At 71.1% G+C, this 10,786-nt stretch carries 11 protein-coding genes and 2 pseudogenes; 11 read left to right on the top strand and 2 right to left on the bottom strand.

The window, feature by feature from the left end:
• Positions 1-164: 164 nt before the first annotated feature.
• Positions 165-818, bottom strand: coding sequence for a GntR family transcriptional regulator (locus AABN02_RS20145; RefSeq protein ID WP_338416701.1), 654 nt, complete (start codon positions 816-818; stop codon positions 165-167).
• Positions 819-942: 124 nt separating this feature from the next.
• On the opposite strand from AABN02_RS20145, the gene AABN02_RS20140 reads away from it, so the two are divergent.
• The 11 genes and pseudogenes from AABN02_RS20140 to AABN02_RS20090 form a co-directional block, all read left to right on the top strand.
• Positions 943-1,953, top strand: coding sequence for a tripartite tricarboxylate transporter substrate binding protein (locus AABN02_RS20140; protein ID WP_338416700.1), 1,011 nt, complete (start codon positions 943-945; stop codon positions 1,951-1,953).
• A gap of 8 nt (positions 1,954-1,961) precedes the next feature.
• Positions 1,962-3,629 (top strand): malonate decarboxylase subunit alpha, encoded by a 1,668-nt coding sequence (mdcA, locus tag AABN02_RS20135; protein WP_338416699.1) that lies wholly within the window; start codon positions 1,962-1,964, stop codon positions 3,627-3,629.
• 16 nt (positions 3,630-3,645) lie between these two features.
• Positions 3,646-3,972 (top strand): malonate decarboxylase acyl carrier protein, encoded by a 327-nt coding sequence (mdcC, locus tag AABN02_RS20130; protein ID WP_338416698.1) that lies wholly within the window; start codon positions 3,646-3,648, stop codon positions 3,970-3,972.
• On the top strand, positions 3,969-4,754 hold the full coding sequence (locus AABN02_RS20125) for a biotin-independent malonate decarboxylase subunit beta (protein WP_338416697.1): 786 nt from the start codon (positions 3,969-3,971) through the stop codon (positions 4,752-4,754). The genes mdcC and AABN02_RS20125 overlap by 4 nt, the downstream gene beginning before the upstream one ends.
• Positions 4,755-4,771: 17 nt before the next feature.
• On the top strand, positions 4,772-5,473 hold the full coding sequence (locus tag AABN02_RS20120) for a biotin-independent malonate decarboxylase subunit gamma (RefSeq protein WP_338416696.1): 702 nt from the start codon (positions 4,772-4,774) through the stop codon (positions 5,471-5,473).
• Complete coding sequence (mdcG, locus tag AABN02_RS20115; protein WP_338416695.1) at positions 5,473-6,141, top strand: malonate decarboxylase holo-[acyl-carrier-protein] synthase; 669 nt, start codon at positions 5,473-5,475, stop codon at positions 6,139-6,141. The genes AABN02_RS20120 and mdcG overlap by 1 nt, the downstream gene beginning before the upstream one ends.
• 95 nt (positions 6,142-6,236) lie before the next feature.
• Positions 6,237-7,127, top strand: coding sequence for a triphosphoribosyl-dephospho-CoA synthase MdcB (mdcB, locus tag AABN02_RS20110; protein WP_338416694.1), 891 nt, complete (start codon positions 6,237-6,239; stop codon positions 7,125-7,127).
• Positions 7,124-8,059, top strand: coding sequence for an acyltransferase domain-containing protein (locus AABN02_RS20105; protein WP_338416693.1), 936 nt, complete (start codon positions 7,124-7,126; stop codon positions 8,057-8,059). The genes mdcB and AABN02_RS20105 overlap by 4 nt, the downstream gene beginning before the upstream one ends.
• A 5-nt stretch (positions 8,060-8,064) precedes the next feature.
• Positions 8,065-8,700, top strand: a complete 636-nt coding sequence (gene ureE, locus AABN02_RS20100; RefSeq protein WP_338416692.1) for an urease accessory protein UreE — start codon at positions 8,065-8,067, stop codon at positions 8,698-8,700.
• A complete protein-coding gene (locus tag AABN02_RS20095) occupies positions 8,700-9,422 on the top strand; it encodes an urease accessory UreF family protein (protein WP_338416691.1) in 723 nt (240 codons plus the stop codon). Before ureE ends, AABN02_RS20095 begins: the two co-directional genes overlap by 1 nt.
• Positions 9,423-9,435: 13 nt before the next feature.
• Positions 9,436-10,647, top strand: a pseudogene (locus tag AABN02_RS20090) (MFS transporter); the annotation flags it as partial.
• Between the two features lie 7 nt (positions 10,648-10,654).
• On the opposite strand, the pseudogene AABN02_RS20085 reads toward AABN02_RS20090, so the two are convergent.
• Positions 10,655-10,786, bottom strand: a pseudogene (locus AABN02_RS20085) (IS1595 family transposase); the annotation flags it as partial.

Raw genomic sequence — 10,786 nt, 5'->3', positions numbered from 1 at the left:
GGTCATGAACTCCGGCAGCGACATCCCTTGCTGGAACTGGATTCGGTTCATCGGCATGTGCTCGCTCCTGCGCTTTGTCTGCCTTCTACGCTACGCCTGATCGTCGGCTGGGGCCTTGCTGAAGATCATTGCTAATCAGGTAGCGCTGAGCCGAGTCGGCCGCGCTACGCCGCCGTCAGCAGTTGCAAGCTCGCCAGCAGGTCAGCGAAACGCTCGCCCTGCACGACGACATGGCGCTGCGTCGCCGCCATCGCCTGGTCCGCATCGCCCGCGCGCAAGGCGGCGAGGATCTCGGCGTGCTCGGCCAGCGAATGCTGCAGGCGGTGGCGCACGCGCAGTTGCAGCCGCCGGTACGGCCGCAGCTTGCGCTGCAGCGTCAGCGTCTGCTCGACGAGGAAATCGTTGTGCGACGCGGTGTAGAGCGCGCGGTGGAAGTCCTCGTTGGCGTAGAAGTAGGCGTCCGGGTCGCGCTGCGCCGCCGCCGCCTCGCAGCGTGCCAACGCCGTTTCCAGCGCCCCCAGGTCCGCGTCGTGCAGCCGCCGCGCCGCCAGCCGCGCGCACATCGCCTCCAGCTCCGCCATCACCTCGAACATCTCGACCAACCGCTGCGGCGTGGCCTGCGCCACCACCGCGCCGCGCCGGGGCCGCAACTCCACCAGCCCCTCCGCCGCCAACTGGATCAGCGCCTCCCGCACCGGCGTGCGCGACACCGCGTAGCGCTCGACCAGCATCGCCTCGTCCAGCGCGCTGCCCGGCGCCAGCTCGCCGGTGGCGATCAGCTCTTCGATGGTTTCACACAGGCGCTCGGAGATCTTCATGGCTGGAATTGTCTCAGGCTTGGCTTGCGCGGCACCGAGGGTATCCCTCAGGATTGAATTTGCATTCAATTCGATGTTCAATGTATACATTGATGACTGAGAAGAATTTTTCCGGAGACAACCGATGACCCAGATGCCTTCGCTTTCGCCCCTGAACCGTCGCCACGCCCTGACCTTGACTGGCCTCGGCCTGCTGGGCACCCTGGCCATCGGCCTGCCCGCCGCGGCACAGACCACTTGGCCGACCAAGCCGATGACGCTGGTCGTGCCCTTCCCGGCCGGTGGCGGCACCGACGCCTTCGCCCGCCCGCTGTCGGCGGTGCTGTCGAAACAGCTCGGCCAGCAGCTCATCATCGACAACAAGGGCGGCGCCGGCGGCAACCTGGGCGCAGGGGTCGCGGCCAAGGCGGCCCCGGACGGCTACTCCTGGTTCATGGGCGCCGTCCACCACGCCATCGCGCCGGCCGTCTACCCGAAGCTCGACTACAACCTCCTCAACGACTTCATCCCCGTCGCGCTGGTCTCCAGCGTGCCGCAGGTCATCGTCGTGAACCCGCAGAAGGTGCCTGCCAAGAACCTGAACGAGCTGCTCGCCTTCATCCGCTCCAAGCCCGGCCAGCTCACCTACGGCTCCGCCGGCAACGGCTCGTCGCACCACCTGGCCGGCGAGCTGTTCAAGATGCAGACCAAGACCTTCATCACGCACATCCCCTACCGCGGCGCCGGGCCGGCGCTGCAAGACCTGATGGGCGGCCAGATCGACCTGATGTTCGACGGCCTGGGTTCGTCGGCCACCCACATCAAGAGCGGCCGGCTGCGCGCCATCGCCGTGGCGGGTGACAAGCGTGCGCCGGGCTTCCCGGACATCCCGACCGCGGCGGAAGCGGGCGTGCCGACCTACAAGGTGGCGACGTGGTACGGCCTCTGGGCGCCCAAGGGCACGCCGAAGGAAGTCGTGGACAAGATGGCCGCCGAGCTGAAGACCGCGCTGGGCAGCCCTGAGCTGAAGACCGCCTGGAACAGCATTGGCTCGGAGACGCCGACGATGGCCGGCAAGGAGTTCGGTGACTTCGTGGCGGCCGAGACCAAGCGCTGGGCCGACGTCGTCAAGGCCGGCAACATCAAGCTGGAGTGAACCAGGCGATGGACCGCACCTGGAACCACCGCTCGCTGAACCGGCAGGCCCGGCTCGCCCGCGCCGCCGACACCCTGGGCACGCGCCTGCGCGGCAAGCGGGTGGAGACGGGCGCGGTCGTCGATCTGCTGCACGCCGTGATCGAGTCGGGCGACCGCGTCTGCCTCGAAGGCAACAACCAGAAGCAGGCCGACTTCCTGGCCAAGGCGCTGGTGCAGGTGGATCCCGAGCGGGTCCATGACCTGCACATGGTCCAGTCGGTGCTGGCGCTGCCCGAACATCTGGACGTGTTCGACCTCGGCATCGCGTCGAAGCTCGACTTCTCGTTCTCCGGGCCGCAGGGCGGGCGGCTGGCGTCCATGGTGTCGCAAGGCCAGATCCACATTGGCGCCATCCACACCTACCTGGAGCTGTTTGCGCGCTACTTCGTCGACCTGACGCCCCGCGTGTCGCTGATCGCCGCCCACAGCGCCGATGCCGACGGCAACCTCTACACCGGCCCGAACACCGAGGACACGCCCGCCATCGTCGAAGCCACCGCCTTCAGCGGCGGCCTCGTCATCGCGCAGGTGAACGAAATCGTCGATCGCGTCCCGCGCGTGGACGTGCCGGCCGGCTGGGTGGACTTCGTCGTGCAAGCGCCGCGGCCCAACGTGATCGAGCCGCTGTTCACCCGCGATCCGGCGCAGATCAGCGAGATCCAGGTGCTGATGGCGATGATGGCCATCAAGGGGATCTACGCCGAATACGGCGTGCAGCGGCTGAACCACGGCATCGGCTTCGACACGGCGGCGATCGAGCTGCTGCTGCCGACCTACGGAGAGTCGCTCGGGCTGAAGGGCAAGATCTGCCAGCACTGGGCGCTGAACCCGCACCCGGCGCTGATCCCGGCGATCGAGGCGGGCTGGGTGCAGTCGATCCACTCCTTCGGCTCGGAGCTGGGCATGGAAGACTACATCCGCGCCCGCTCCGACGTGTTCTTCACCGGCCCGGACGGCTCGCTGCGCAGCAACCGGGCGTTTTCGCAAGCGGCGGGCCACTACGCCTGCGACCTGTTCATCGGCTCGACGCTGCAGATGGACCTCGCCGGCAACAGCTCCACCGCGACGCTCGGCCGCATCACCGGCTTCGGTGGCGCGCCGAACATGGGCGCCGACGCACGCGGACGGCGCCACGCCAGCCCCGCTTGGTTGAAAGCCGGCGCGCAGGCCCGCGAAGGCTTGACCGGCGCCCGCGGCACGCCACGCGGCCAGAAGCTGGTGGTGCAGATGGTCGAGACCTTCCGCGAGCACATGCAGCCCGCCTTCGTCGAGCGGCTGGACGCCTGGACGCTGGCCGAGCAGGCCGGCATGGCGCTGCCGCCGATCATGGTCTACGGCGACGACGTGACGCATGTGCTGACCGAGGAAGGCATCGCCAACCTGCTGCTGTGCCGCACCGACGAGGAGCGCGAGCAGGCGATCCGCGGCGTGGCGGGCTACACGCCGGTCGGGCTGGGGCGCGATCGGCGCATGGTGGAGAACCTGCGTGACCGCGGCGTGATCCAGCGCGCCGCCGACTTGGGGCTTGACCAGCGTGACGCGACGCGCAACCTGCTGGCGGCGCGTTCGATGCGCGATCTGGTGCGGGCGTCGGGTGGGCTGTACCAGCCGCCGGCACGCTTCCGCAACTGGTGACGATGACGGTGACGACATGACCAATTCCGCCAGCATCGAGTCGATGCACTTCGCGTTCGACGGCCACCGCCGCCCCGCCACATTCACCCCGGTGCTGGTCGGCGTGGTCGGCTCGGGCAACCTGGAGGTGATGGTCGAGCCCGCCGCGCATGACCGCTGCACTGTCGGCATCGAAACCTCGGCCCGTGGCTTCCAGCCGATTTGGGCCGCCGTGGTGCGCGACTTCCATGAGCGCCACCACCTGGCGGGCGTCACCGTCTCGGTCAACGACATGGGCGCGACGCCTGCCGTGGTGAGCCTGCGGCTGGACCAGGCCGTGGCCGGATTGAAGGTGGCCCCATGAACATCAGCTACGCCGAATGCACCGCCCGCGAGCGCCTGGCGCGGCTGGTCGATGCCGACAGCTTCCACGAATGGCTGCCGCCGTCCGAGCGGCTCACCAGCCCGCACCTCGCGCAGCTCGGCGTGCCCTCGTCCTTTGATGACGGCGTGGTGATCGGCCGGGCGCGGCTGGACGGACACCCCGTCTTCGTCGCCGCGCAGGAAGGCGGCTTCATGGGCGGCGGCGTCGGCGAGGTGCATGGCGCCAAGCTGGTCGGCTGGCTGCGGCGGGCGCTGCGCGAGCGGCCGGCGGGGGCCGTGCTGCTGGCGGAGTCGGGCGGCGTGCGGCTGCACGAGGCGAACGCGGGGCTGATCGCGGTGTCGGAGGTGATGCGCGCCGTGCTGGACGTGCGGGCGGCGGGCATCCCGGTGATCGTGCTGATCGGCGGGGCCAATGGCTGTTTCGGCGGCATGGGGCTGGTGGCGCGCTGTGCGGACCACCTCGTCATCAGCGAGACGGGACGGCTGGCGATGTCCGGGCCGGAGGTGATCGAGGCGTCGCACGGCGTGGACGAATTCGACTCGCGTGACCGCGCGCTGGTCTGGCGCACGACCGGCGGGCGCCACCGCGTCGAGAGCGGCGACTGCGACCGGCTGGTAGACGACGACGTCGCTGCCTTCCGCGCGGCGGCGATTGACGCGATCACCACGTCCAGCGCCTCGCAGCCACTCACGATGGCCTCGCTCGAAGCCGAGCACGCGCTGCTCGCCCACCGGCTGGCGACCACACCGCTCCACCCCTGAACCCCGAAAGCCTCCCGATGGACTGGCCCACCCTCGCCCACCGCCTGTTCGGCGACACGCACCACCTCGTCGCCGACGGCGATTTCCTCCACGGCGATGCCGAGTTCGACGGCCAGACGATCACCGTGCTCGGCACGACGAACCACGCGCCGATCGGCGTCGCCCTCGCGCTGGCGCAGGCCCGCGGGGTGCTCGACACGCTGCGCGACCACCCTGGGCGGCCGATCCTGCTGCTGGTCGACACGCAGGGGCAGCAACTGCGCCGACGCGACGAGTGGATGGGCATCAACCGCGCGATGGCGCACCTGGGATGCTGCATCGACCTGGCGCGCCGGCGGGGCCACCGCGTGCTCGGCCTCGTCTACGACCAGGCGCTGTCGGGCGGCTTCCTGACCTCGGGGTTGATCGCGGATGGCTGCTTCGCGCTTCCGGAAGCGGAGATCCGCGTGATGCGCCTGCCGGCGATGGCCCGGGTGACGAAGCTGCCGGAGGCAATGCTGGCCGCGCTGTCGGCGAGCAATCCGGTGTTCGCGCCGGGGGTGGAGAACTACGTGGCGATGGGCGGCGTGCGGGCGCTGTGGCGGGATGACCTGGCGGCCTGTCTGCGTGGGGCGCTGGCGGACACGCCGGTCACGGACACGCGGGCGGTGGATGGCGCGGCGCGCGGTGGGCGGCGGCTCGCGGCGGCGGTGATCGAGCGTGTGCTGAACGCGGCGTGATGGCGTCGGAGTTGCAAGGCCTGCAGCGCCACCGGCTCGTGCGCCTGACGCCGGAGGGCTGGGCAGGTGTGCAGTCGGGAGATCGTGAACCGCTGGCACAGGCGGCGCTGGCGCATTGGGCATCGCGCGACCTGCCGCTGGTGGTCACCCGGCAACGCGTGGATGAAGGCGAGCAGGTCGCGCTCGGGCTGCCCGCGCCGACATGCTGGGGGCGGCTGCGGCTGGCACTGTCGGTCCCGGCGGCGGCGCTGCGCGATCCGCACGGTTTCCCCGAACCGGCGGCGATCACGCCGCTGCTGGCACCGCCGATGCACGCAGCTTGGACCACACTGACCGACAGGCTGGCCACACTGGGCATGGCGCCGCAGGTCTACGGCAGCCACGGCTGGCAGGTGATCACCGGCCTCGCCTACCTGCGCGAAGGCTCGGACCTCGACCTGTGGCTCCCGGTGCGGGACGCGGCACAGGCGGACGCCGCCGCGACGCTGCTCGACGACGCCGACTGGCGCGGCCCTCGGCTGGACGGCGAGATCGGCCTGCCGGACGGCGCGGCCGTGGCGTGGCGTGAATGGCAGCAGTGGCGCGCGGGCCGGGCTGATGCGGTCCTCGTCAAGCACGGGACCGGCGTCCGTCTGGAGCGAGGCTCGCAATGGCTGACCCGCAACTGAGTCTGGTGTTATCTCAAGGGTTGGTTGACCCCGAAGGCCCCCCTCCCGACCTCCCCCCGCTGGGGGGAGGAGATCAGGCGCGTCGGGATCTGGTCTTGCTCCCTCCCCCAGCGGGGGAGGGTTGGGGTGGGGGCCCGTGTCGCGCCGACCATCCATCAACGCTTGACACAGCACGCCTGCAAACCATCGGCCGCGCCGCCACCGTCGCGCTCTACGACGAACTCGCGCTCTACCCCAAGCCCGGGCTGGTCTCGTTCATCGACACCGGCAGCCACACCGACATGGACGCAAGCACCTTCCTGCGCAGCCTGTTCGCGCTGCGCCACTACTTCGTGCGCGTGACCGCGGCAGGGGCGCAGCACGCCCCCTTTTCCACGCTGGAACAGCTCGGCATCGCCGCCGAGGCGCGGATGCTGCGGGCCACCGGCGGCGTCAATACGCACCGCGGGGCGATCTTCAACCTCGGGCTGCTGTGCGCGGCGGCGGGTCGGCTGCACGCCGAGGGTGCCGTGGCGACACACGCCCGCCTGCGCGCTGCACTGCTTGACGGCTGGGGCGAAGCGCTGCGCCGCCGCTGCGGCCACACGGGCGCGTCGAACGGCCAGCGTGTGGCACAGCAATTCAGCCTGCGCAGCGCGGGCGAAGAAGCGGCGCGCGGGCTGCCGGTGCTGTTCGAGGTCGCGGTCCCCGCGCTGCAAACCGCTCGTGCAGCCGGCATGTCACCCCGCGATGCGCGGCTGCAGACCTTCTTCCACACCATGGCCACGCTCGACGACACCAACCTCGCCCACCGCGGCGGCCTCGCCGGCCTGCGCGACGCGCAGCGCATGGCGCGGGATTACCTGGCCGACGGTGGCGTGCTGCAACCCAGCGCGATCGCACGGGCCGAGGCGATCCACCGCCACTTCGTCGCGCGGCGCCTGTCGCCCGGTGGGGCGGCCGATGTGCTGGCGGCGGCGGGCTGGGTGCTGCGCGTGGCGCCATGAGCCTCGGGCTGCTCATCCCCGGTCAGGGCACGCAGCATCCGGCGATGCTGCCGTGGCTGCTGCACACCGAGGTGCCTGATCCGACACTCGACCGGCTGGCCAAGGCACTGGGCACCGACTGGCGCACCCGGCTGGACGATCCGCGCTGGGCGACGCGCAACGCCGTGGCGCAGCCGCTGATCACGGGCCTGGCGCTGGCACTGTGGGCGCGGCTGCGGGCGGACCTGCCGGCACCGACCGCGGTCGCCGGCTACAGCGTCGGTGAAGTCGCCGCGTTCAGCATCGCCGGCGTGTTCGACGCCGACACGGCGCTGGACCTCGCGCAGGCCCGCGCTCAGGCCATGGACGATGCCGCGGCGCGCCACCCCGCGGGCGGCCTGCTCGCGGTGCGCGACCTGGCGGCGGAGGCGCTGGCGCCGGTGCTGCAGCGCCATGGCCTGGCCGTCGCGATCCGGCTCGGGTCGCAGCGCCACATCGTTGGCGGCACGGCGACTGCGCTGACGGCGGCCGAGCGCGAACTCGTCGCGGACGGCGTGTCCTGCACACGGCTGGGCGTGCAGATCGCCTCGCACACGCCGATGCTGGCCGATGCGGTGTCTGCGCTCGCCGCCGTGGTCGAGACGCGCCCCTTCTCCATGCCCCGCACGGCGCTGGTCTGCAACGCCACGGGCGAGGTCGTGCGCCGGCCGGCCACGCTGCGCGACGCCTTCGCCCGGCAGGTGGCGCAGACGGTGCCCTGGGACCGCTGCATGGAGGCGCTGGCCGAACGCGGCGTGCAGTGCGTGCTGGAACTCGGCCCCGGCACGACGCTGTCGAAGATGTGGAACGCGCAGTTCCCTGCCATCGCGGCGCGCTCGGCCGACGAGTTCACCAGCCCGGAGGCCGTGATCGCCTGGGTACGCCAGCAGATCGCCCGCGCCACCGCACAATAGGCGCCATGCTGACCGTCAACAAACTCCTCCCCCAAGGCCAGGGCCTCGCACAGGTCCTGCTCAAGCGCGCCCCGTCCGTCGAACTCGACTGGGACGTGCGCCAGAAGAGCCGCTTCGACGCGACCGACAGCAGCGGACGCCACCTCGGCGTCTTCCTGCCGCGTGGCACGCTGGTGCGCGGCGGCGATGTGCTGATCGCCGAAGACGGCTCGATGGTGCGCGTTCTCGCAGCAGCGCAGCCGGTGCTGGTCGTGCGGCCCTGCAGCGCACACGGCACGCCGTTCGACCTCGTGCGCGCCGCTTACCACCTGGGCAACCGGCATGTGCAGCTCGAACTGCAGCCGGACCACCTGAAATTCGAACCGGACCATGTGCTGGCCGACATGCTGCGCCAGATGCACCTCATCGTCACCGAAGAGCAGTCCGCCTTCGAGCCCGAGGGCGGTGCCTATGCCGCGGGGGGGCACAGCCACGGACATGGCGGTCACGACCACCACGACCACGGTCATGCCCATGACCACGGCCATTCGCACGCCCCGGCGCCGGCCACCGCCCCCGTGCGCGGCAAGCCGCTGAACATCGCCGTGCGCGCCGCCGACGTGCCCCACGTCCACGGCCCGGGCTGCGGCCACGACCACTGATGCCACGGGTCCGTGCCAAGCCGCCGACGCTGTCGCCGTCGGCGCTGCTGCAATTGATGTGGCTGGCCTCGCCGGCGCTGCCGGTGGGCGGGTTCAGCTATTCCGAGGGGCTGGAGGCGGCCATCGAGGCCGGTCTGGTGCACGAGGAGGCCGGCGTGTCCCGCTGGCTGGTCGATCAGCTGCATCTGGCGCTGGCCCGTGCCGACCTGTCGGTGGTCGCCCGAGCGCACGCCGCCTGGCGCCAGCGTGACAGCGCCCGCGTCACCGAACTCAACGACTGGGTGCGCCTGACGCGCGAGAGCAGCGAGTTCCGCCAGCAGACCGAGCAGATGGGCCGCTCGCTGGGCGCCTGGCTGGCGACACAGGACGCGGAGCTGGCGTTCCCCGACCAGCGGATCGCCGAACTCGCTGCGCTGAAACCGGCGCCGAGCTGGCCGGTGGCCTTCGCGCTGGCCGTCGAGCGCACCGGTGCACCCTTGCGGGAAGCGCTGCTCGCGCACGCCTTCGGTTGGGCCGAGAACATGGTGCAGGCCGCGATCAAGTCGGTGCCGCTGGGCCAGAGCGCCGGCCAGCGCATCCTCGCCGCCCTGGTCGAAACCATCCCCGCCGAGGTCGAACACGCACTGACGCTGCCCGACAGCGCCCGGCAGGCGCACACGCCGATGCTGGCCATCCTCTCGGCGCAGCACGAGGCGCAGTACTCGCGGCTGTTCCGTTCATGAGCGGACACGCGGCATGAAGGCGCTGCTGGCCCACCGCGCCTACGTCTTCTTCTGGTGCACCCGGCTGAGCGCGCAGCTCGCCGCGCAGATGATGATGGTGGCGCTGGGCTGGCAGATGTACGACCTGACTGGCAGCGCCTGGGACCTCGGGCTGGTCGGTCTCGCGCAATTCCTGCCGGCGCTGCTGCTGACGCTGCCGGCCGGCCATGTCGCCGACCGCCACCACCGCGGCCGGATCATGCTGGCAGCCACGCTGCTGCAGGCCGGCGTGGCCCTGGCGCTGGCACTGGCGACCCACCACGGCGCGATGACCCGGGAACTGATCCTCGGGGTGTCGATCGTGCTCGGGGTGGCCAAGGCCTTCCAGATGCCGGCCAGTCAGGCGCTGCCGGCGCTGCTGGTACCGGCATCGCTGCTGGGGCAGGCCGTGGCGCTCGGCTCCAGCGGGATGCAGGTGGCGATCATCGGCGGGCCGGCGCTGGGCGGGTTTCTCTATGTGGCCGGGGCGGACGTGGTCTACGCGGTGGGCACCGGCTTCCTGTTGCTCGCCTGTGGACTGACCACGGGCATCCGCTACGACGCGCCGGACACCCCGCGCGAACCAGCGAGCTGGGCCAGCGTCTTCGCGGGCATCCACTTCCTGCGCGGCCAGCCAGTGATGCTGGGCGCGATGTCGCTGGACCTGTTCGCGGTGTTGCTTGGTGGTGCGACCGCGCTGCTGCCGATGTACGCGAAAGACATCCTGCACACGGGGCCGTGGGGGCTGGGTCTGCTGCGCGCTGCGCCCGCGGCTGGCGCACTGATCGTCTCGGTCTGGCTGGCGCGCCGGCCGCTGGAGCGTGGCGTCGGTCGCACGCTGATTGGTGCCGTCGCGGCGTTCGGCCTGTGCCTGCTGGTGTTCGCGCTGTCCACCACGTTCTGGCTGTCGCTGCTGGCGCTGCTGGTCTCGGGTGGCGCCGACATGGTCAGCGTCGTGATCCGCCAGACGCTGGTCCAGCTCGGCACGCCGGACGCCATGCGCGGCCGGGTCAGCGCCGTCAATTCGATCTTCATTGGGGCGAGCAACCAGCTCGGCGAGTTCGAGTCCGGCGCCACCGCCGCGCTGCTCGGGCCGGTCGGCTCGGTGCTGCTGGGCGGGGTGGGCGTGCTGGTGGTCGCGGGGCTGTGGATCCGGTGGTTCCCGGCCCTGTGGCAGCGCGACCGGCTGCACGCCGATTCATCGGCCCACCTGATTAGCAACGATCCTCAGCATTCCCCCGGACGACCCGCTGAGCCCGAGGCTTGCACCGTGAGACATCAATGATGAGCCGGGCCACCAGCCCGCGCAGGTCGAACCGACGGTTGAAGCGGTAGGCGAACGCCGC

The organism is uncultured Sphaerotilus sp. (assembly GCF_963924895.1).
Lineage (GTDB): Bacteria > Pseudomonadota > Gammaproteobacteria > Burkholderiales > Burkholderiaceae_C > Sphaerotilus.
Note: the sequence above shows the minus strand (reverse complement) of the source record. Positions and strands in the feature narration are given on the sequence as shown.